Below are 23302 nucleotides of genomic sequence, written 5' to 3' on the forward strand. Positions count from 1 at the left end.
ACAAAACCCGGTATCAATCTGTGGGAAACAAACAGATTATTAACGTTACCTGACTATTTATCGAGCACTGAAAACCCGTTTCCATGCGCGTTGATGGACAGGGAGTGCGAATGCGTCATTTCCACAGACCGGCCAGAGCGCGTCATGACAAACTGAACCTGGATCAAGACCGGCAATCCGATGAGCGCGCCAGACCTACCACAAGGTGATTCAAAAAACGGCTCCAAAGCTGGAGCTGTGGGCTCACAGCCACATCTGCCAGTGATGTTGGCCGAAGTGTTGACGGCGCTACAGCCCGTGGCGGACGGAATTTTTGTCGACGGCACATTTGGGGCAGGTGGTTATACAACCGCTTTGCTGGAAGCAGGCGCAGCCCATGTCTACGCATTTGATCGCGATCCAACTGCGATTGCATCAGGTCAGGCATTGCTTGCCAGGTTTCCTGATCGGCTGACGCTGATTGAAGGCCAGTTCTCAAATCTGGCTGACCATTTGCAGGCGATCCACGCTCCGGCTCCAGATGGGGTCGTGCTCGATATCGGCGTGTCTTCCATGCAGATTGACAATGCTGAGCGGGGTTTTTCCTTTCAAAAAGATGGCCCGCTGGATATGCGCATGAGCAATTCTGGGCCAACTGCAGCTGACATTGTTAATCAGATGTCCCATGGCGAGTTGGCCCATGTCCTGAAATTTCTGGGTGAAGAGCGACAGGCCGGACGCATTGCCAGCGCGATCTTGAAGCGCCGGGCCAAACAGCCTTTGGAAACAACGGGCGATCTGGCGGAAACGGTCACCACGATAATTCCACGCAAGGCGAAAGACCGCATCCACCCGGCCACGCGCACGTTTCAGGCTCTGCGGATTTTCGTCAATCGGGAACTTGAAGAATTGGCCATGGGCCTGTCAGGTGCCGAAGATCAACTCAAAGTCGGTGGCCGTCTGGTTATTGTCACATTCCATTCCCTGGAAGATCGCATCGCCAAGACATTCTTCAACACCAGAAGTGAAACCCGGCTTGGAGGATCGCGCCACGCGCCGGAACTGGCTGCAATTGCGCCACCAAGTTTTCAATTGAAATCCCGCAAGGCACTGGCCGCAAGTGATGCGGAATGCCAGGAGAACCCGCGCGCCCGCTCAGCAAAACTGCGTGTCGGCGAGCGTACGGAACACACTGCATTCGCGCTGGATATGGCCGCGCTTGGTGTGCCGTCCTTGCCCGGATTTCAGGGACTAGACCAATGAGGAGCAGATAATGTTGCGCCATACCTGGACCTTGTTTCTCTGCCTTATGATGGTTGCCGCAGCCGCGGTCACCTATCAGATAAAGTATCAGGCCGAACTGGCAACCGAGGAGGCCAGAGACATGGTGTCCGAAATCAACGGACTGGAAGAGGATATCTCCCGCCTGAAGGCGCAGTGGAGCCTGTTGAACCAGCCCTCCAGACTGCAGGCCCTGGTGGAAAACAATGCCGAAGTGTTGCCGCTGACGCCATTGGCGCCTCATCAAATTGCCTTGCTGGATAACATTCCGGAAAGATCGCCAATGTCACTCATAGTGCCGCGCCGCAAACCATTTTCCCTCGCTTATGAGAGCAATACGCTGGCAAAACTGATCAATCAGACCAGTGAGCCAAGTCTGGCTGACCTGATTGGTTCGGAGGCACGCTGATATGGCTATTTCTGATACATTTGACGCTGCAAAGGCAAAAGTCTCGCTTCAGACTTCTGTGCAACGGCATGTCAGCTTCAAGGACACAGCAGCGGTTCAAAAAGATGATTCCCGCATGCGGCTTCTAATGGCCGTTGGGCTATTTGCTGTCATCTACGCCGTCATCGGCCTGCGCCTTGCGGGAATTGCCATGTTCGGTGAGTTGGATGCAGGAAACCCTTACGGCTCAAGCGGTGTCTCAGCTGCAAGGCCTGATCTTCTGGACCGCAATGGCGAAGTTCTGGCAACAGACGTTAAAACCTTTTCCATGTTCGCCGAACCAAGGCGTGTGCTGGACGCTGATGAGGTTGTGGACGGGCTTGCGACGATATTCCCGGATCTGGATTCAGATGCCGTCCGCAAACGCATGGCCAGCGATCGCGGGTTCATGTGGTTGAAGCGCGAGATCACACAAGAACAACAGCGCGCTATCCATCGGATGGGCCTGGCAGGCGTTGACTTCCTGAACGAAAATCGCCGGTTCTACCCCGGCCGAGAAACAGCTTCTCATATTCTGGGTCATGTGAACATCGACAATGAAGGCATTGCCGGCATCGAAAAACACATTGACGGTCAAGGACTTTCTGATCTGCAGGAAGCCGGGCTGCAGATGGAACGCAATCTGGAACCGATGCGGCTTTCAACTGATCTGCGCGTGCAGCATGTGGTGCGGGATGAACTGACAAAGGCCATGGAGCGCTACAAGGCCATTGCCGCCATTGGAATCGTGCTGGATGTTAACACGGGCGAGGTTATCGCCATGTCATCACAGCCCGATTATGATCCGAATATTCCTGCGCAGGCCCTGGAAAAAGAGCGAATGAACCGGGCCACAGCCGGCGTCTTCGAGATGGGATCTATCTTCAAGACCTTTACCACGGCCATGGCACTGGACAGCGGCAAGGTTGCCATCAACGATAACTTTGATGCGCGCCGACCGATTCGTGTGTCGCGCTACACCATCAATGATTTTCATGGCAAAAACCGGGTTTTGTCGGTTCCGGAAGTCTATATTTATTCGTCCAATATCGGCACCGCAAAAATGGCGCTGGAAGTGGGCATTGATGGTCACAAGGAATTCCTGTCGCGCCTTGGTCTGATGGACCGCCTGCGCACGGAACTTCCCGAATCAGCAGATCCGCAGTACCCAAGCAAATGGAGCCAGATCAGCGCCATGACCATTTCGTTTGGTCACGGGATCTCTGTGTCACCGATGCAGACGGCGGTTGCAGCGGCTGCCCTGGTGAATGGCGGCAAGCTCATTCCGCCGACCTTCTTCCCACGCAGCAAGGCAGAAGCTGATCAACTCGCAAAACGTGTGGTATCGCAGGAAACCAGCGATAAAATGCGTTATCTGATGCGCCTCAATGTTCTGAAAGGGTCCGGTCGGCGTGCCGAAGTTCAGGGCTACCGTCTGGGTGGTAAAACTGGAACCGCAGAAAAAGTAATCGATGGAAAATATTCATCTACCGTTCGTTTCAACTCCTTTTTGGCCGCATTTCCCATGGATGACCCGAAATATCTGGTCTTGGTCGTGATAGATGAGCCAAAACCGGAAAAGGAAGGAATCGGAGCGACGGCGGGACGCAATGCGGCGCCAACTCTGGCAGCAATCGTGAAGCGCGCAGCGCCCATGTTGGGTGTAATGCCGCGCATGGAAAACGATGCTGCTCTCGGCATACCGCAATACGACGTCCCAAGCCCCGCCCGCTAACAGGAATTTACCCCTTATGATGCGCCTTGGAGATTTGCTGAAACTGGATGCACAGGACCGTGATGCGTTAATTCGTGCCAGTCTGTCTCCGGAAATGGAAACTCAACGGATTACCGGCCTCAGCGCCGATAGTCGCAAAGTTCAGCGTGGCAATCTGTTTGTTGCCATGGCCGGCGAGCACACAAACGGCGCTGCCTTCATTGCTGATGCCATTCAGGCAGGGGCCGTGGCTGTCCTGACTGATGAAACGGTTGATATTGATCCGGCCACCATGCCGGTTCCCCATATTCATTCCAGTAACCCGCGTCGGGCTTTGGCCCTTCTGGCAGCCCGCTTCTTTCCGCGGCAGCCCAGCACAATTGTTGCCATTACGGGTACAGCTGGAAAAACATCCGTCGCAAACTTCGCGGCGCAGATATTCCAGAGCGCGGGATTGCGTTCGGCCAGTATCGGCACATTGGGCGTGATCGTGGACGGGCAGGTCAATTATGGCGGCCTGACGACACCCGATCCCGTTTCCCTGCATAAGACACTCGACCGTCTGGCACGTGAAGGCGTCAACCATCTGGCTCTGGAGGCTTCCAGCCATGGGCTCGACCAGCATCGGCTGGATGGGGTGCGGCTGACCGCCGGTGCATTTACCAATCTTGGCCGGGATCACATGGATTATCATGCGACCGAAGAAGATTATTTTGCTGCCAAGGCCCGTCTCACAACTGAACTTTTGCCCAAAGGCGCGCCCTTCGTTGTGAATATCAATGCGCCTTGGGGTAACAGGGCTGCCGAACTGGCGGACAGCGCACAATTGCGCGTCATGCGGTTGGGCCAGGACATCACTTTGACAAATCGCACGGTTCAGGATGGAAAATCAGGTCCCGAGCAGAGCCTCACGGTTGGTTTTTTCGGGCAGGAGCGACAAGTGACCCTGCCACTGCCCGGCGCCTTTCAGGTGGACAACGCTCTGATGGCTGCGGGCCTTGCGATCTCCTGTAAACTGGACCCGGATGCCGTGTTGAGTTCGCTTGGAAAACTGAAGGGCGTATCGGGCCGGTTGGAACCTGTGAACATGCAGGGCATACCGGGGCAGATTTTTGTCGATTATGCCCATAAGCCGGACGCATTGCGCTCGACCCTGGAAGCCTTGCGGCCCTATCCGAAGCGTCTTTTGATGGTCATTGTTGGGGCTGGCGGTGATAGGGATCAAGGAAAACGCCCGCTTATGGGTGCAGCTGCCCATGAGGTTGCAGATCTGGTTATCGTGACCGACGACAATCCTCGAAGCGAGAATCCCGCGCAAATCCGCAGTGAAGTTCTGGCAACTGCGCCAAGAGCCATTGAAATTGCAGACCGTCGCGAGGCCATTCAAAGAGCCGTTTCCATTATGACAGCCGACGATGTTTTGGTTGTTGCTGGCAAAGGGCATGAACAAGGTCAGATCATCGGCGATGAGGTCATGCCATTTTCCGATCATCAGGAAATTGCTCAGGCACTTGCTGATCGTAAAGCCAGCCAAAGCAAAGTGACTTATAAACAGCAGGCGCCGCAGGGCGCACCGCTTTGGACCTTTGCAGAACTGGAAGCAACCATGGGCGGTCGTTTGTTCGGCTCCCAGCCCAAAGCGGTCTATGGCGTCTCCATCGACAGTCGCACCACGCAGCCGGGGGATCTGTTCTTTGCAATCAAGGGCGACAATTTTGATGGCCATGAATTTGTAACAAAATCATTCCGGCAAGGCGCGTCGCTGGCGATTGTCAGTGAAGACAAGCTTCCTGCTCTTGGCCGCACCGCAGGTCCGTTTCTGGTGGTCGCAGATGTGTTGGCAGCACTCCAGAAGCTTGGCATGGCTGCGCGTGCACGTTCAGAAGCCCGCATCGTGGCCGTGACCGGTAGCGTTGGTAAAACAAGTACCAAGGAATTGCTGGCAACCGGTCTGTCTGCCGAGGGAGGGGTTCACGCTTCCATCAAAAGCTTCAACAATCATTGGGGCGTGCCATTGTCATTGGCAAGGATGCCGCTGGATGCGGAATTTGGTGTCTTTGAAATCGGCATGAACCATGCCGGTGAAATTGAACCCCTGGTCAAAATGGTGCGCCCGCATGTGGCCATAGTCACCACCATTGCGCCCGTCCATCTGGAGTTCTTCGACAGTGTGGACGGTATTGCAGCTGCCAAAGCTGAAATCTTCGCAGGGCTGGAATCTGGCGGAACCGCCATTTTGAACAGCGACAATTCCTATTTCGATTTCCTGAAGGGCGAAGCCGAGACAGCCTGGGCAGGGCGTGTCATCAGTTTTGGCTCCGGCAGCGCTGCTGAAGCAAGACTGGTCGATTTTGCGCTTTCAGACGCCGGGTCCCTTGTTGTTGCAAGTATTGCCGGTCAGGAACTGACTTTTGCACTGCCCACAAGCGGACGGTATCTGGCTGAAAACACCATGGCCGTTCTGGCCACTGCAGATGCTTTGGGCGTCAATATTGAGCGGGTGGCAGATGCACTGTCCGGTTTCAGACTGATGGACGGACGCGGTGCCAGAGAGATGCTGCCTCTGCAATCAGGCGGCTACACATTGATTGACGAGAGCTACAACGCAAATCCCGCCAGCATGTCCGCATCCATCGGAATGTTGGGTGATTTGAAAACCAACGGCCGCAAGATCGTGGTTATGGGTGACATGCTGGAACTGGGAAGCGATGCTCCGCAACTCCATGCCGAATTGAACGCTGCAATTGCAGCCACCGATATTGACCGCGTTCTTCTGTGTGGTCCGCAGATGAAAACATTGTGGGATTTGTTACCGGAGCCGCGAAAAGCCATTTATGCAGCGACGTCACGTGATCTCATGGCACCGCTTCTGGCAGAGATTGCCAGTGGCGATGTTGTCATGGTGAAGGGGTCGCTGGGCATGGTCATGAGTACATTGGTAGAAACACTCAAGCGCATTCACGCGCCACTACAGTCAGCAGAACCTGATGTCGCTCAAGATCAAGCGACGCATTCTGACACATATGAGGGCGCGTAAAGACTTATGCTATATTTTCTGAGCCAGACTGCAGACGTACTTCCGGTCTTCAACCTGTTCCGCTACATCACCGTTCGCACAGGCGGCGCCATGATGACGGCGATGCTGCTGGTGTTTCTGTTTGGTCCTTTGATCATCAATTGGTTGCGCAGCCGTCAGGGCAAGGGGCAACCTATCCGCTCTGATGGTCCCGTTACTCACATGGTGAAACAGGGCACCCCAACCATGGGTGGACTTATTATTCTGCTGGCTTTGATCAGCAGCACGCTTCTTTGGGCCAATCTGACAAGTCCATATGTCTGGATCGTCCTTCTGGTTACGATCGCCTTTGGAGCCATTGGATTTTACGATGATTACCTGAAAGTCACACAGGCCTCCCACAAGGGGTTTTCGGGCAAGGCACGTTTGACACTGGAAGCGGTGATTGCCGCGCTGGCGGGCTATGCAGTGATGACGATTGGCGAACAGCCGTTCTCCAGTTCCCTGACCTTTCCGTTTTTCAAGGATCTGATTTGGAATCTTGGCTGGTTTTTCATCCCGTTTTCAATCTGCGTCATTGTTGGCGCTGGCAACGCGGTGAACTTGACCGATGGGCTGGATGGTCTGGCCATTGTCCCCGTTATGATTGCGTCCGGCAGTTTTGGCATTATTGCCTATCTGTCAGGTAACGCCCTGTTTGCGGACTATCTGCAAATCCACCATGTTTTGGGATCAGGCGAGTTGGCGGTTTTGTGTGGTGCATTGATAGGGGCCGGGCTCGGCTTTTTGTGGTTCAACGCGCCGCCCGCCGCCATTTTCATGGGCGATACCGGATCATTGGCCATGGGCGGTATGATCGGTGCCATTGCTGTTTCCACCAAGCACGAGATTGTTCTGGCCATCATCGGCGGTTTGTTCGTTCTGGAAGCAATGTCGGTGATCATCCAGGTCGCTTCCTTCAAATTGACCGGGAAACGCGTTTTCCGCATGGCGCCCATCCACCATCATTTTGAACAAATGGGATGGACTGAGCCGCAAGTTGTGATTCGCTTCTGGATCATCGCTGTGGTTCTGGCGTTGATCGGCCTCTCCACCTTGAAGTTGAGATAGCTGTATGATTCCAATCACCACACTAGCTGGCAAGCGGGTTGCCGTTTTCGGTTTGGGCGGCTCAGGCCTCTCGACTGCAAGCGCACTTGCGGCTGGAAGTGCTGATGTTCTGGTTTGGGATGATAATGACGGCCGGGTAAAGGCTGCCGAAGATGCCGGCCTCAAAGCCCAGAATCTGCGCCATGTTGATTTTTCAACGCTGGATGCATTGGTACTGGCTCCAGGTGTTCCGCTCACGCATCCGCAACCACATTGGACAGTCGACCTGGCGAATGCCGCCGGGGTCGAGATTATTGGCGATATAGAATTGTTCTGCCGGGAGCGGGCCGCCCTTGCCCCGGGCTGTCCTTTTGTCGCGATTACCGGAACCAACGGTAAATCCACGACCACGGCCCTCATTGCCCATATCCTGAAACAGGCTGACCGGTCGGTCGAAATGGGCGGGAATATCGGAACGGCTATTCTGTCGCTGAAATCAGCGGCTCCTGGCCGCATTCATGTCGTCGAATGTTCAAGCTACCAGATTGATCTTGCACCAAGCCTTGCACCTTCTGTGGGGATTTTGCTGAATATCAGCCCGGATCATCTTGACCGCCACGGCACAATTGAAAATTACGCTGCGATCAAAGCCCGGCTGATCACCAACTCAGATGCGGCTATTGTAGGCACGGATGATCGTTTCAGCGCGAAAGTTGCAGATAATGTGGAAGCGTCTTCCCGCGAACTGACCCGCATTGGAATTCGCAATCCTGTTTCCCGCGGCCTCATGTTGCGGGCTGGCTGGCTGTTGGAAACGGTCGATGGCACCGAACAAAAGCTGTTTGCGCTAAACAAAGCACCCAATTTGCGCGGTGCGCATAATGCACAAAATGCTGCCGCTGCCTTTGCCGCTTGCCGCTACTGCGGCTTGAAAGATGCAGAAATAGTGTCGGGGCTGGAATCATTCCCTGGCCTGGTTCACCGTATGGAGACAATTGCCCAGGAAGGCAGAGTTCGCCTGGTCAATGACACAAAGGCAACCAATGCCGACGCGGCGGAACGCGCCTTGCTGAGCTTCGATCATATTTACTGGATTGCAGGCGGCGTTCCCAAATCCGGCGGCATTGCCGGTCTGGCAGACCATTTCCCGCGCATCGCCAAAGCCTATCTGATCGGCGAGGCACGTGATGAGTTCGCGGCTACTTTGAACGGCTATGTGCCAGCGGAACTGTTCGACAGCCTTGAAGAGGCAACAGCTGCCGCAATTAAAGATGCGCGCAACGACACGGCCGCCGACATCACGGTTTTGCTGTCACCGGCCTGTGCCAGTTTTGATCAGTTTTCCAATTTCGAACAACGCGGCGAGGCGTTTCGCGCCGCTGTGTTCAGTAACCTTTCGCGTAACGAAATGCATGGGGATCAATCATGAAAGTCTCACGCGCTGACAGAAGCAGCTTCGCCCATTGGTGGTGGACCGTAGACCGCTATCTTTTGGCGGCCTTGTTGACCCTTATGATTTCGGGCGTTGTCCTGTCATTTGCCGCCAGCCCTCCCATTGCGGAACGCTTGGGGTTGGACAGCTATCATTTTGTATTCCGCCACATCCTGTTTGCGGTGCCCGCAGTCTTGTTGTTGATCGGCATATCTTTCCTGAATGAACGTCAGGTGCGTCGCCTTGCCATGCTTCTTTTGGTGGGTGGGCTTGTGTTGATGGTAGCAACGCTGCTTGTGGGCTTTGAAGCCAAGGGCGCACGTCGTTGGATTTCCATTGCAGGCTTCTCCATTCAGCCCTCCGAATTCGTAAAACCGGGGTTCGTCGTGATCTGCGCCTGGTTGTTTTCGGAAGGGTCCAAACGCCCGGATATTCACGGCCATGCCATCGCTGTAGGCCTGTTGGTGCTGGTCTGCAGCCTGCTTATTCTACAACCGGATTTCGGGCAGACAATGTTGGTCGCCATGGTCTGGAGCGGAATCTTCTTTCTCGCGGGAATGCCATGGTTCTTTATCATTGGCTTGGCACTTCTCAGCGTTGCTGGAATTTTCACAGCTTACACTATGATTCCTCACGTTGCGGGCCGTATTGATCGGTTTTTGAACCCGGAAGGCGGCGACACATTTCAGGTCGATACAGCGCTGGAATCCTTCACCCGTGGCGGCTGGTTCGGGCGCGGACCGGGGGAGGGCACAGTGAAAAACATTCTGCCCGATTCCCATACTGATTTTATTTTCGCGGTGGCAGCGGAGGAATACGGCATTATCATTTGTCTGGTTTTGCTGGCGCTTTTCACCTTTGTGGTCATGCGCGGCTTTTCGCATGCGTTGAAAGAGCATAATGCGTTTACCCGTCTTGCGACCTCAGGTCTGATCGCTTTGTTCGGCGTGCAGTCGGTTATCAATATGGCGGTCAATCTGCATTTGATGCCGTCCAAAGGCATGACATTGCCGTTTGTATCCTATGGCGGTTCTTCCATGATGGCAGTTGCGATTGGCATGGGTATGGTGTTGGCATTGACCAGAAAACGCCTTGATACAAGTCGCTTGGTCTTTCACTCTGGCCTCGAGTTGCGCCATGCCTAAGATTGCCCTGTTATCAGCTGGCGGCACAGGAGGGCATTTGTTCCCTGCAGAAGCTTTGGGTCGCGAATTGATCGCGCGTGGGTGGCAGGTGCATCTGGCAACGGATACCAGAGCAAGCCATTTCCTCAGCGGTTTTGATGGGATTGAAGTTCACGAAATCCGCTCGGCGACACCATCCGTGTCCTCACCGATCAAGGCAATCAAGGCAATTGCGTCACTTGGGCTTGGCACATTGTCGGCGTTGAAATTGATTCGACGCATCAAGCCGTCGGTGTTTGTTGGCTTTGGCGGTTATCCAACTGCGCCGCCAGGCGTTGCGGCTGCCATTTTGAAAGTCCCGGTTGTGCTTCATGAAGCCAACGCAACGCCAGGCCGGGCAAACAAATTTCTTGCGCGCTTTGCCACAGCAGGCGCGCGCAGCCTTCCCGGACCCGCCTTTGCCAAAAAGGCGCGGGACGTAGAGACGGGAAATCCGGTGCGCGATGCCGTTCTGAACGCCCGAAGCCCCTTTATTGCGCCAGGATCCAGCGACCCCATAAAACTCCTGGTCTTTGGCGGCAGTCAGGGAGCACAGGTCTTTTCCACGCTTTTGCCTGCAGCTCTGTCCTTGTTGGATGACACTGTACGCAACCGCATCGAATTGACTTTGCAGGTGCGTGATGAAGACCGGCCTGCTTGCGAAGCCGAGCTTGCCCGATTGAATATCGTCGCTGATCTGGCCCCCTTCTTCAAAGATTTACCGACCCGTATCGCAGATGCTCATCTGGTGATTGCAAGGGCTGGTGCATCCACTGTTTCAGAACTGGCGGTGCTTGGGCGACCCTCGCTTCTCGTGCCTTATCCTTACGCTCTGGATCACGATCAGGCAGCCAACGCGGCGGTTCTGTCGGCAGCCGGCGGCGCTGAAGTCATTGTCCAAAAACAACTGACACCAGAAGAGCTTGCCAAACGGCTGACCGAGTTTGCGAACACGCCGGAACGGCTGGATACAATGGCCGCCGCCGCCGCCGCAATGGGCCGTCCTGATGCTACAGATCGTCTTGCTGATCTGGTCGCTGCAACCGCAAGGGCGTAGGTCTGCACCCAAGACCCTAGATTTGCCGCAATAATTGCGGCATAAGCCGCGACAATAAAAATTCGCGAATCTGCCGGGGTATTTCCATGAAGCTGCCACTCACCATCGGGCCAATCCACTTTGTGGGCATTGGCGGAATTGGCATGAGCGGTATTGCCGAGGTGCTGCACAATCTGGGTTATACGGTTCAGGGCTCCGATATGGCGGAGAGCCCGAATGTGCTGCGGCTGCGTGACAAGGGCATCATTGTCAACATTGGCCATGAAGCATCTCATGTAGATCATGCTGCAGTCGTTGTGGTGTCATCGGCGATCAAACGCGATAATGCTGAATTGAAAGCGGCGCGTGAGCACCGGTTGCCAGTTGTACGCCGGGCGGAGATGCTGGCCGAGCTGATGCGTTTGAAATCCTCCATTGCCATCGGCGGAACCCACGGCAAGACAACCACCACTTCGCTGGTCGCGACGCTTCTGGAAGCCGGTCACCTCGATCCAACCGTTATCAATGGTGGCATCATCAACGCCTATGGCACCAATGCACGGCTCGGCGATGGAGAATGGCTGGTGGCAGAAGCGGACGAATCGGACGGCACCTTTGTGAAATTGCCTGCTGAGATCGCAGTGGTCACCAATATCGACCCGGAGCATCTGGACCATTACGGCACCTATCAGGAAGTCAAAAATGCCTTTCAAAGGTTTGTCGAAAACGTGCCTTTCTATGGCTGTGCCGTCATGTGCACGGACCATCCGGAAGTGCAGGCGCTGGTTGGCCGCGTCGAAGACCGCCGTTTCGTAACCTATGGTGAGAACCAGCAGGCCGATGTTCGCTTTCTCGATGTTGAAGTGATCGACGGAAAATCCCATTTTCAGGTGGATGTGCGCAGCAGTTCCGGAGCGGTGCGCAGCATTGAAAATCTCATCCTGCCTATGCCCGGCGTTCATAATGTTTCCAATGCAACCGCTGCCATTGCCGTCGCTCTGGAACTTGGATTGACGGATGATGAAATTCGCAACGGTCTTGGCCGCTTTTCTGGCGTAAAGCGACGCTTTACCCACACCGGAACAATTGGTGACGTGCAAATCTTTGACGATTATGCGCACCATCCGGTTGAGATTTCAGCCGTGTTGAGGGCGGCGCGGTCTGCTGCCAAGCGCAATGTTGTTGCGGTGGTTCAACCACATCGTTACACGCGCCTGCAGAGCTTGTTTGAAGACTTCTGTGCCTGCTTCAATGATGCTGACACAGTGATTGTCGCGCCGGTCTATGCAGCCGGGGAAGAGCATATTGAAGGCGCTGATGAAAAAGCTCTGGCGGAAGGGTTGCGCATGCGCGGCCATCGCCATGTTCTGGAACTCTCTTCGTCTGATCAATTGGCGGAACTTGTCAGCCAGAACACCGAGGCGGGCGATCTGGTTATCTGCCTTGGTGCCGGCTCCATCACGAAATGGGCGTATGATTTGCCCGTTGGCCTGGAAGAAATCGGGGCGCACGCGTGACGCAATCTCTTGTAGAGCGCATACGCGGTGCGGTGCCTGATATCAGGGGCTCGCTGACAGAAAATGCTGATCTGTCGAAAATCACATGGTTCCGCGTTGGTGGCCCTGCAGAAGCCTTGTTCATGCCGGCAGATGACGCTGATCTGGCAGATGTCCTTGCCGCTTTGGGCGATGATGTGCCGGTTATGGTTCTGGGACTTGGTTCAAATCTTCTGGTGCGCGATGGCGGAATTACGGGGCTGGTCATCCGCTTGTCCGGCAAGGGGTTTGGTCAGGTTGAAGTGACCGGAGACCATACCATTCAGGTAGGCGCAGCCGTGCCGGATGTGCGGCTGGCAAAGGCCGCCGGTGAAGCGGGTATTGCCGGCTTTTCGTTCTATCGCGGCATTCCCGGCTGCGTCGGCGGCGCTCTGAGCATGAATGCCGGTGCCCATGGTGGAGAGACCAAGGATATTTTGATGGAGGCCCATGCGGTGGACCGTCAGGGCAATCGACACGTCCTTTCCAATGCCGATTTGGGCTATGCTTATCGCCATTGTTCTGCACCCAAAGATTATATTTTCACTAAAGCCATTTATCGCGGCACTGCTGGTGATCCAGCTGAGTTGCTGACGGAAATGGATGAAGTTGCTCGTTATCGTGAGGAAGTTCAGCCGGTCAAGGAACGCACTGGCGGCTCCACCTTCAAGAACCCGCCTGGCCACTCCGCATGGCGGGTCATCGACGAGGCCGGGTTTCGGGGCCACCGCGTTGGCGGTGCGCAAATGTCCGAAAAACACTGCAATTTCATGATCAATGTTGACGGCGCCACCGGCCATGATCTGGAAACACTCGGTGAAACTGTCCGCGCTGGCGTAAAAGCGCATTCCGGTATTGAACTGGAATGGGAAATCAAGCGGCTGGGCACATTCAGGCCTGGCGAATCTGTGATTCCCTTAATGGGCCAGTCGTAACCTTTCATTAATCATATTTGTCAGTTCTTTGGTCACGGAATCGGTCTGATTTCGTGGCTTTTGGTACACAAATCGTAAATCAGTCACGCAATCTGCAATTCGTAAACTAAACTTTTACCTGTTCTTAACCATGATGGGTTGGAACAGAGGTTCATAGAAGTTTGTGACGCGCCCGAAAGCGCATCGCTGAGGCAGAACCGCCAAAGAGAGTTCAGGCCCGATCTGATTTGGGTGAACGCGGATTAGGAATTGCATGACGCAGGCAAAACATATTGCTGTTTTGATGGGAGGGTGGTCTTCAGAGCGCCCGGTCAGCCTTGCGTCTGGAAAACCCTGCGCTGAGGCCTTGCGCACATGCGGCTACGATGTGACCGAGATCGACGTGGATCGCGACATCGCTTCTGTGCTCACGAAGCTCTCACCTGACGTGGCATTCAATGCGCTTCACGGTCCCTTTGGTGAAGATGGCACCATTCAGGGTGTTTTGGAGATACTGAACATCCCATACACCCATTCCGGCGTTTTGGGCTCGGCACTGGCCATGAACAAGGAAAAAGCAAAATTTGTGATGGGTGCGGCCGGCGTACCAATTGCTGATTCCAAAGTGCTGCACCGGCTGGAAGCTGCAAAGAAACATGTTCTGCAGCCGCCTTACGTTGTGAAGCCTGTCAATGAGGGCTCCAGCTTTGGTGTTTTGATCGTGTCTGCTGAAGCGGCTCATCCACCACAAGAGCTTTATTCCAATGAGTGGCCTTACGGCGATATCGTTATGGTCGAAAGCTATGTTGCCGGTCGCGAATTAACTTGTGGCGTGATGGGCAACTCCGCGCTGGGCGTAACCGATATTATTTCGCAGGGCAGCCCGTTCTACGATTTCGATGCCAAATATGCTGATGGCGGTTCCCGGCACATCTTGCCAGCTGAATTGCCAACCGATCTTTATGAGGCAATTCAGAACCATGCGGTAACTGCGCATAACGCCCTTGGGTGTCGTGGAGTTTCGCGGGCGGACTTCCGCTTTGACGAAGCGACAGAGGAATTGATCTGTCTGGAAGTTAACACCCAGCCGGGCATGACGCCGACATCGTTGGTTCCCGAAATGGCCGCACATGCTGGTTTCGACTTTCCTGCACTCATGAACTGGATGGTGGAGGACGCGTCATGCAATCGTTGATCCGCCGCGCCATGGGGCGTCCAGCACTTCAGCCAACTGTAACCGTGTTGGACTTTTCCTTCCTCCAACGAATGCTGGCAGCAGAGAAAACCATATTGCCGCGCGCACTGCGCAAACCTGTTCGCATGCTGTCGCGTCTGCAATTTGAAGTGCCGCAATGGATCGGGAAAAAAGCTGCGATCGGCTTGCTCGCATCAACTGCGGTCTATGGATTGATCATCGGGGGGCATGCCACCGCTCTGGTTGGGCATGCGACGTCTCTGACCGGCCTGAAAGTTCAGGAAGTGCGCATCAAGGGCCAGGTCGAAGCATCAGAAGGCGATATTATTCGCTCGCTGGATCTGAAGACACATGCGTCAATGGTATTGTTTGATGCAGCCGCTGCGCGCAGTCGCATTCGATCCATGCCATGGATCGAAGAAGTCAGCATTCGCAAGACCTATCCTGGCAGCGTTGATATCGTCATCAAGGAACGTCAGCCGTTCGCCCTGTGGCAAAGCGGAAAAGTCGTCTCCATTCTGGATGCGGACGGCCGGATCATAACCGGTCTTGAAGACAACAAATTTGCCTCTCTTGTGCTGCTGGTTGGTGACGGTGCGGACATGGCGGGCCCTGCCTTCTTGGAGACATTATCGGACTTCACCATTGTCGAATCACGTGTTCGTGCAGCCGTGCTGGTTGCAGGCCGCAGATGGAACCTTGTCTTGGATAATGGTCTGGAAGTGAAACTACCGGAATCCAACATGGAGCAGGCGCTGTCGAGAATGGCGATGCTGCAGTCCGACGATGAACTTCTGGACCGCGACATTCAGACCATTGATCTGCGTATTGCAGGCCGTATGGCTGTGCGTTTGCCAGAGACTGCAATGGAAGAGCACAAAAAGGCCTTCGACAAGCGTGTCAAAGAGCTAAAGGCAGGGGCAATCTGATGATGCAATTCGGTTCTGCCAAACCAAACACATTCCGGCCATTGTCGCCGAAAAAATCCGCAGTGGTATCTGTGCTCGATATCGGCTCCAGCAAAGTCTGTTGCCTGATTGCGCGTCTGCGCCCTCTTGAGGGGTTTGATGTGCTGCCTGGCAGAACGCATTCTGTTGAAGTGCTTGGCATCGGTCATCAACAATCTCGCGGTATCAAGACGGGCGTCGTGGTTGATCTTGACGGAGCGGAGCAGTCCATTCGGCTGGCGGTTGACGCCGCTGAGCGCATGGCGGGCATCACGGTTGAGAGCCTGATTGTCAGCGTAACCAGTGGGCGTGTTTCGAGCGAATCCTATTCTGCCAATATTGGTTTGTCGGGTCACGAAGTGTCGGACTACGATATTCAAAAGGTGCTTCAGGCCGGCAGTACTCATTCGGTTGGTGACGATCGCAGGGCCATCCACTCTCTGCCAATCGGTTATGCGCTGGACGGCAATCGCGGCATTGATGATCCACGCGGTATGATCGGCAAGGACCTTGGGGTCGACATGCATGTGGTGACCGCTGATACAGCGCCGCTGCGCAATTTGGAACTGTGCATCAATCGCTGTCATCTGAGTGTTGAGACGATGGTGGCGACACCTTATGCCAGCGGGCTTGCATCGCTTGTGGAAGATGAAGCTGGTCTTGGTGTGACCTGCGTCGATATGGGCGGTGGCACCACAACAATGTCGATCTTTATGGACGGGCATTTTGTCCACGCTGATGCGATTGCCGTTGGTGGGCACCACGTGACCATGGATATTGCACGCGGCCTGTCTACGCGCATGGTCGATGCTGAACGCATCAAAGCGCTTCATGGCAGTGCTCTGCCAAGCGTGTCTGAAGATCGTGACATCTTGTCAATTCCGCAGGTTGGCGACGGCGATGATGATGTTCCCAATCAGGTGCCGCGTTCCACGTTGACACGCATTATCCGCCCCAGGGTGGAAGAAATTCTTGAACTCATTCGCGATCGCCTCAGCGCATCCGGCTATGCCCCCCATGTGGGTCGCCGTATCGTTCTGACCGGCGGCGCGTCACAGCTGACTGGCATGACAGAAGCCGCCCGACGAATTATCGGACGCAATGTCAGGCTTGGACGCCCATTGGGCGTTGTCGGACTGCCGGAGGCGGCCAAAGGACCGGCATTTTCGGCAGCGGTAGGTCTTCTGATCTATCCCCAGATTGCGCAACTGGAGCAACTTCGCCCCCGCGCAACAACCAAGGTTCTGCTGAATGGCACGGACGGGTATTTTTCCCGTGTCGGACAGTGGTTCAAAGAGAGCTTTTGATGCGTAATTTCAGGAGCATAACGATGACGAGGTCGCCGGACGGGAACGCTGAATGCCTTCACCACCGGCTTAGAGAAATGGAGCGACCCGATAGCAACCGGTCGACCGAGACATTAACGAGGGTAAAATGACGATTAACTTGCAAATGCCTGAAATTACCGAATTGAAGCCACGGATCACCGTGTTCGGCGTGGGTGGAGCCGGTGGTAACGCCGTCAACAACATGATCCGAGCCGGTCTGCAAGGTGTGGACTTTGTAGTTGCCAACACCGACTCCCAGGCGCTTTCCATGTCCCATGCTGAACGGGTTGTTCAGATGGGTGTTGCCGTAACCGAAGGGCTTGGTGCTGGTTCTCAGCCTGAAGTCGGTCGTGCGGCAGCAGAAGAGGTCATGGATGAAATCAATGACCATCTGAACCAGGTTCATATGGCCTTCATCACGGCTGGCATGGGCGGCGGTACCGGCACTGGTGCTGCACCCGTAGTTGCCCGTGCGGCGCGCGAATCCGGAATTCTGACGGTTGGTGTCGTAACCAAGCCATTCCATTTTGAAGGCAAGCGGCGCATGGCGCTGGCGGAAGCCGGCATCGAAGAGCTGCAAAAACATGTGGATACGCTGATTGTCATTCCCAATCAGAATCTGTTCCGCATTGCCAATGAGAAAACCACCTTTGCCGATGCGTTCGGCATGGCCGATCAGGTGCTTTACTCCGGTGTTGCCTGCATTACCGATCTGATGGTCAAGGAAGGCCTCATCAATCTTGATTTTGCCGATGTGCGCTCCGTGATGCGCGAAATGGGCAAAGCCATGATGGGAACCGGCGAAGCGGGCGGCGAAGGCCGTGCGGTTCAGGCGGCAGAAGCCGCGATCGCCAATCCGCTTCTGGATGATGTATCGATGCGCGGTGCCAGAGGTCTGCTGATCTCGATCACTGGTGGCAATGATTTGACCCTGTTTGAGGTTGATGAAGCAGCGTCCCGCATCCGCGAGGAAGTTGACGATGATGCAAACATCATTCTGGGTGCGACTTTTGATGAATCCATGGAAGGCGTCATTCGGGTTTCCGTGGTTGCCACAGGCATTGATTCCATTGCTGAATTAAATGCTGCGCCAGCTGATGTTCGCATGGCAGAGCTGACCCAGCGCCTTCGCGGTGGAGCAGGTGCTGCTATCACAACATCAAACCAGACTGCCGAAGGGCAACAGCCGCAACTGGCGGCTCCAGCCCCTCAACAGCCTGAACATGCGCCCGCACAGGCATCAAATGAGCTGGAAGAAGATTTGCGAATTGCACGGCCAGCGCCACAGGCGGCTCAGCCGATGGCACGTCCTGCAGCATCTGATCCAAATGTGACATTGGCTCCGCTGAGAGCGCCTGCTCCTCAGCATCCGCCACATGACGCCTATGAACAACCACCTCAGGAAGCCCCGCGCACTGCCGGGTTTGTGCCTGCGGCAGCTCAGGTGCCGGAAAGCACCACGCCGCGGATGCCAAAAGTGGAAGACTTCCCGCAAGTGGCGCAGCGTCAGATGCGGGCACATGAGGGTGGCGCAGAAGACCGGACCCATGATGGCGATGATCGTCGCCCAATGGGCCTGCTGCGCAGACTGGCAAATGTTGGTCTGGGACGTAGCGAGGAAGAGCAGGGACATCCCGCTCAACCACAGCAACCGCGTCAGCCACAGGTTCCTGTAGCCCAGCAGCCAGCGGCACCACAACATGCGCCTGCGCCTCAGCACGCACCAATGCCGCAAGCCGCCCACCCACGTCAGGCGGCACCTGAGCCAATGATGCAACAGTCGGCTCCGCGCCCTGCTGCACCACAGCCAGCTGCAGGCCAACTTGATGCACATGGTCGGGCACCTGCACCAAACTACGGTCAGAATCCGGCTCAGAATCATGGCCACAATCCGGCCAATTCACCGCAGGAAGATGATCAACTGGAAATTCCAGCCTTTCTGAGACGCCAGGCAAACTGATCCTCGATCAATTTGTGTAACAATTAACCCCGCTGCGTGAGCAACGCAGCGGGGTTAATTGTTTGGTTTACCACCAAAAATTCGAAAAAGCGGCGAATGTTACGTAATATTACAAACATGACACATTAGGTTAAAAAGCGTGATTTTCGTTTCCGATGGCAAAACCCTATTGTCTGTGGCGAAAGCAAGGCAAATTGACTCGCGCTTACGATCTGCCAGATGGCGATAACATGTACCATTTGGTTTGATCACACGATGTCATGGTCTTGAAATCGAGGAAGTCAACAGAATCCATCAGGATCGGGGCTTTTGAGATCAGGTGACAGGGATGCGGGCCAGGTACCGCATTTTAGATGCACGTTGGAGTTTACGTGCAGGTTTATTGGGGCTGATATGACGATGTTTGATGTGAAGACAACCGCGCGGAATATAACTGCCGGAAAGACGTCCACCAGGACGGCACGTCAGACCACTTTGAAGGACAGTATTGGCATTGCGGGCATCGGTGTTCATTCCGGCAAGCCATCCAGTATTGTTTTGCATCCGGCCAAGAGTGGCAGCGGAATTACATTCCTGCGCAAGGCTGACGGAAATGCCATCGACCAACTGATTCCTGCTCATGTAAACAATGTTGGCGACACACGCCTTTGCACCGTTTTGGGCAATCCCGAAGAATTATATGTTGCGACTGTTGAGCACCTTCTGGCTGCGCTGCGCGGCATGAATGTTGATAATGTGCTTATAGAGATTGATGCCGCTGAAGTGCCCGTGATGGATGGCAGTTCCCGTCCGTTTGTCGAAGCCATTCGTGAAGTGGGAACAATCAGACAATCTGCACCACGGCGCTATATTCGTGTGTTGCGGGAAGTAAAAGCAGCTCATGGCAAAGCACATGCTGTGTTGCGCCCACATGATGGGACACGTTTTGACGTGGAAATCGACTTTGAATCAGAAGCGATTGGTCGCCAACGTTTTATCGCAGAATTGACACCTGAAGTTTTTGCCAAAGATATCTCCCGTGCCCGGACATTCGGCTTTCTGGCCGAAGCAAAGCAGTTGCGGGCCATGGGCTTGGCTCAGGGCTCTTCCTTCGATAATTCGGTTGTGATTGATGATGATGATCGCGTCATGAACGAAGAAGGCCTGCGTTATGAAGACGAGTTTGTGCGTCACAAGCTGTTGGATGCCATCGGGGATCTCGCTTTGGCTGGTTCACAAATTCTGGGCGAGTACAAATCCATTTGCGGCGGCCACAAGCTCAATGCGATGATTTTGGAAGCTCTGTTCGCGGATTCGAAAAACTGGTGCTTTGAAGATGCAGCTCCCGTTGAAGATCAGCCTATGTTTTCAACGCCTGTTGGAGCACCTGTTGGCCTCGAAGCTGCCAGTCAACCGGTCGCCGCTGCCAAGGCGTAAGTTTGGGCCAAAATTTGGGACCTAAGTTCAGGATCTGAGAAGGCGGATTAAGCGGAGCTTAAGGGCTTGTAATATATAGCTTGCTGCTGTTGGACACCGTTTTGCCATTCTTGCTTGTCAGAACATGGTTCGGTTGCGGTGGATGAAACTGATCACACATGAAATCCGATTGCCTTATTGAGGTGGTTTCATAGGAAGTTTTCCGGTATAAACCGCTGGTGAACAATTTAAGTCGCGCTTACAAGACAGTCTGATTATGGCCTTTATCAATATGTCTCCATTCGTGCCCGGTATGAGTCGCAATTCTATGAACATGATTTCGCGCCTGTTTCTGGTGGCAGGGCTTGGCCTTGCAGTTGCTGCCTGTGCGTCCAAGGCAGACGATTACAATCAGCTTGCTTTTGAAGAGCCAGATCCCGCTGATGCTACCTATAATGAAGGTCTGTCTCTGCTGAACGCAGGCCGGATTGGCAAAGCCGCTGACAAGTTCCAGGAAGTCGATAAGGCACACCCTTATTCAGACTGGGCACGTCGCTCGCTCATTATGTCCGCTTATTCCAGTTACAAGACCGGCGACTATGATACGACGGTGACGTCGGCCAGACGCTTCGTTTCGCTTTATCCAACAAGTCCTGATGCTGCCTATGCGCAATATCTGATTGGCGAGAGCTATTTCCGGCAAATCCCGGATATCACCCGTGACCAGGAAATGTCGGCGCGTGCGCTCAGAGCCATGGATGAGGTGGTCAAGAAATACCCCGAGAGTGAATATGCCGATGATGCCCGCCGCAAGACCCAGGTCGCGCGGGATCAGATCGCCGGTCAGGAAATGATGGTTGGCCGGTATTATCTGGAGCGCAAGAATTTTTCAGGCGCCTTGAATCGCTTCAAAACCGTCGTCAACAAATATCAAACCACACGCCACATCGAAGAAGCGCTGATGCGTTTGGTCGAAACCTATCTGGCCATGGGGATTGTAAGCGAAGCACAGACCGCAGCAGCCGTTCTTGGCCACAACTATCCTGACAGCGAATGGTACAAAGATGCGTACGCTTTGCTGGATACTGGTGGTTACAAACCTGAGCGCAATGCCGGCTCTTGGATTTCTCGGGCATTTGGTGCTGTTATTCCCGGGTAGGGATATCACCTGCTGTGGAGCCTGGGGGAGCCGACCGTAAATGCTGGCGAATCTTTCGATCCGCGACATCGTTCTCATCGATCAATTGCAAATCAACTTTGAATCCGGCCTGACCGTTTTGACCGGCGAGACCGGTGCAGGCAAATCCATCTTGCTGGACTCCCTCTCTTTGGCGCTTGGTGCGCGTGGTGATGGCAGCCTTGTGCGTGAGGGGCAGGAAAAAGGGTCAATCACAGCCAGCTTCGACCTGCCGCCATCTCACCCGGTTTTTTCCACCATGAAGGCTCATGATCTGGACGTCAGTGGAGATTTGATTCTGCGCCGGGTCCAGTCTGCCGATGGCAGGACACGGGCATTCATCAACGATCAGCCAGTCAGTGCCACCTTGCTGCGGCAAATTGGCGAAAACCTCATTGAAATCCATGGCCAGCATGATGACCGTGCGCTGGTTGATCCGGCAACACATTTGCTGCTGCTGGATGCTTTCGGTGGTCTGGACGCCGCCTGTGCAGATGTAGCTGCCTTGTACAAGGACTGGCGCAGCAAGAAAGACGAATTGGCAGAGCTCAGCCGCAAGTCAGAGGAAGCCAATCGCGAGGCTGACTATCTGCGTGCCAGCGTTGAACAATTAAGCACCTTGTCACCTGAAGAGGGCGAAGAAGAGGAACTTGCAGACAAGCGCCAATCCATGATGCAGGCGGAAAAGGTCGCTGGCGACATCCATGAAGCCTATGAGGCCGTTGCCGGACCGCAATCACCGGTTCCTGTCATTGCCAGTCTGATGCGTCGTCTTGAGCGCAAGGCGGAACAGGCCCCCGGGTTGCTGGATGAAGCGTTGGCAGCGCTTGATCGCGCCCTTTTGGCGTTGGATGAAGGGGCTTCATCATTGGGACTGGCCCTGCGAGCAACAGAGTTTGATGCAACCGTTTTGGAAAGCTGCGAAGAGCGGCTGTTTGCGCTGCGGGCCGCAGCACGTAAATACAATGTGCCTGTGGAAAGTCTCAATCATCTTGCGATCAAAATGGCAGATGAGCTGGATACATTGGACAACAGTGCGGAGCGTCTTGTTGCGCTGGAGAGGGAAACCAAAACGGCTGAAGCCGATTTTGTCTCTGCGGCCCGCGCTTTGTCTGAGCAGCGCCAGCATGTCGCCCACGCACTGGAAGAAGCTGTTGCCAAAGAACTGCCATCTCTGAAGTTGGAACATGCGCGTTTTCTTGTGGATTTCCAAAGTGACGAAACTCAGCGCAATGAGCGCGGAATTGATCAGGCTGCCTTCTGGGTTCAAACCAACCCAGGCACACGACCAGGACCCATGTTGAAAGTGGCCTCTGGCGGGGAATTGTCACGCTTTCTATTGGCGCTGAAGGTTGCGCTTGCCGATAAGGGATCTGCGCCTTGTTTGATATTTGATGAAATCGATACCGGTGTTGGTGGCGCAGTGGCAGAAGCAATCGGTCGCCGGCTCGCGCGACTGGCTGAAAGCGTTCAGGTGCTTTCCGTCACTCATGCGCCTCAGGTAGCAGCACGCGCGTCAGGACATTTGCTTATTGAAAAGGCTGGTGTCTCCGGGCAGAACAGGGTGGAAACCGCTGTCCACCCAATTGGTGGCGACGCGCGCAAGGAAGAAATTGCGCGTATGCTGGCCGGTGCCACAATCACCAATGAAGCAAGAGCGGCAGCGGAAAAGCTCATTGCTGGAACAAGCGAATCCTGAGACTGGGTATTACAT

The 23302-nt window shown here is 54.7% G+C and carries 17 protein-coding genes; all 17 read left to right on the top strand.

The window, feature by feature from the left end; translation table 11 throughout:
* The first annotated feature begins 180 nt into the window (after window positions 1-180).
* The 17 genes from rsmH to recN all read left to right on the top strand — a co-directional run bounded on the left by rsmH (window position 181) and on the right by recN (window position 23287).
* Window positions 181-1242, top strand: coding sequence for a 16S rRNA (cytosine(1402)-N(4))-methyltransferase RsmH (rsmH, locus tag RAL91_RS09730; protein ID WP_306261759.1), 1062 nt, complete (start codon window positions 181-183; stop codon window positions 1240-1242).
* 10 nt (window positions 1243-1252) lie between these two features.
* Window positions 1253-1669 carry a hypothetical protein gene (locus tag RAL91_RS09735; protein WP_306261761.1) on the top strand — a complete coding sequence of 139 codons (417 nt, stop codon included), beginning with the start codon at window positions 1253-1255 and terminating at the stop codon, window positions 1667-1669.
* A 1-nt stretch (window position 1670) separates the two neighbouring features.
* The gene (locus tag RAL91_RS09740) at window positions 1671-3422 is read left to right on the top strand and encodes a penicillin-binding protein 2 (protein WP_306261763.1); all 1752 of its coding nucleotides are present in this window, start codon (window positions 1671-1673) and stop codon (window positions 3420-3422) included.
* Between the two features lie 16 nt (window positions 3423-3438).
* Window positions 3439-6438 (top strand): UDP-N-acetylmuramoyl-L-alanyl-D-glutamate--2,6-diaminopimelate ligase, encoded by a 3000-nt coding sequence (locus RAL91_RS09745; protein WP_306261765.1) that lies wholly within the window; start codon window positions 3439-3441, stop codon window positions 6436-6438.
* 6 nt (window positions 6439-6444) lie between these two features.
* The gene (gene mraY, locus RAL91_RS09750; RefSeq protein ID WP_306261767.1) at window positions 6445-7527 is read left to right on the top strand and encodes a phospho-N-acetylmuramoyl-pentapeptide-transferase; all 1083 of its coding nucleotides are present in this window, start codon (window positions 6445-6447) and stop codon (window positions 7525-7527) included.
* Window positions 7528-7531: 4 nt separating this feature from the next.
* Entirely contained in the window at window positions 7532-8935 is a 1404-nt protein-coding gene (murD, locus tag RAL91_RS09755; protein ID WP_306261768.1) for a UDP-N-acetylmuramoyl-L-alanine--D-glutamate ligase, read from the top strand.
* Window positions 8932-10083, top strand: coding sequence for a putative lipid II flippase FtsW (gene ftsW / locus RAL91_RS09760; RefSeq protein ID WP_306261770.1), 1152 nt, complete (start codon window positions 8932-8934; stop codon window positions 10081-10083). The genes murD and ftsW overlap by 4 nt, the downstream gene beginning before the upstream one ends.
* A complete protein-coding gene (murG, locus tag RAL91_RS09765; protein WP_306261772.1) occupies window positions 10076-11158 on the top strand; it encodes an undecaprenyldiphospho-muramoylpentapeptide beta-N-acetylglucosaminyltransferase in 1083 nt (360 codons plus the stop codon). Before ftsW ends, murG begins: the two co-directional genes overlap by 8 nt.
* Before the next feature lie 86 nt (window positions 11159-11244).
* Complete coding sequence (gene murC, locus RAL91_RS09770) at window positions 11245-12654, top strand: UDP-N-acetylmuramate--L-alanine ligase (protein WP_306261774.1); 1410 nt, start codon at window positions 11245-11247, stop codon at window positions 12652-12654.
* Window positions 12651-13607 (top strand): UDP-N-acetylmuramate dehydrogenase, encoded by a 957-nt coding sequence (murB, locus tag RAL91_RS09775; RefSeq protein WP_306261776.1) that lies wholly within the window; start codon window positions 12651-12653, stop codon window positions 13605-13607. Before murC ends, murB begins: the two co-directional genes overlap by 4 nt.
* Before the next feature lie 253 nt (window positions 13608-13860).
* Entirely contained in the window at window positions 13861-14781 is a 921-nt protein-coding gene (locus RAL91_RS09780) for a D-alanine--D-alanine ligase (RefSeq protein ID WP_306261778.1), read from the top strand.
* Window positions 14769-15710, top strand: coding sequence for a cell division protein FtsQ/DivIB (locus RAL91_RS09785; RefSeq protein ID WP_306261780.1), 942 nt, complete (start codon window positions 14769-14771; stop codon window positions 15708-15710). The genes RAL91_RS09780 and RAL91_RS09785 overlap by 13 nt, the downstream gene beginning before the upstream one ends.
* Window positions 15711-15712: 2 nt before the next feature.
* A complete protein-coding gene (ftsA, locus tag RAL91_RS09790; RefSeq protein WP_306262867.1) occupies window positions 15713-17035 on the top strand; it encodes a cell division protein FtsA in 1323 nt (440 codons plus the stop codon).
* Window positions 17036-17162: 127 nt separating this feature from the next.
* Window positions 17163-19016: a cell division protein FtsZ gene (ftsZ, locus tag RAL91_RS09795; RefSeq protein ID WP_306261782.1), complete on the top strand. Its 1854-nt coding sequence runs from the start codon at window positions 17163-17165 to the stop codon at window positions 19014-19016.
* Window positions 19017-19409: 393 nt separating this feature from the next.
* Complete coding sequence (gene lpxC / locus RAL91_RS09800) at window positions 19410-20432, top strand: UDP-3-O-acyl-N-acetylglucosamine deacetylase (RefSeq protein WP_306261784.1); 1023 nt, start codon at window positions 19410-19412, stop codon at window positions 20430-20432.
* Window positions 20433-20739: 307 nt separating this feature from the next.
* Complete coding sequence (locus tag RAL91_RS09805) at window positions 20740-21570, top strand: outer membrane protein assembly factor BamD (RefSeq protein WP_371932500.1); 831 nt, start codon at window positions 20740-20742, stop codon at window positions 21568-21570.
* Between the two features lie 40 nt (window positions 21571-21610).
* Complete coding sequence (gene recN, locus RAL91_RS09810; RefSeq protein WP_306261786.1) at window positions 21611-23287, top strand: DNA repair protein RecN; 1677 nt, start codon at window positions 21611-21613, stop codon at window positions 23285-23287.
* Window positions 23288-23302 lie beyond the last annotated feature (15 nt).

Origin of the sequence: Pararhizobium sp. IMCC21322 (genome assembly GCF_030758295.1) — a bacterium.
In the GTDB taxonomy this organism is placed as follows: domain Bacteria; phylum Pseudomonadota; class Alphaproteobacteria; order Rhizobiales.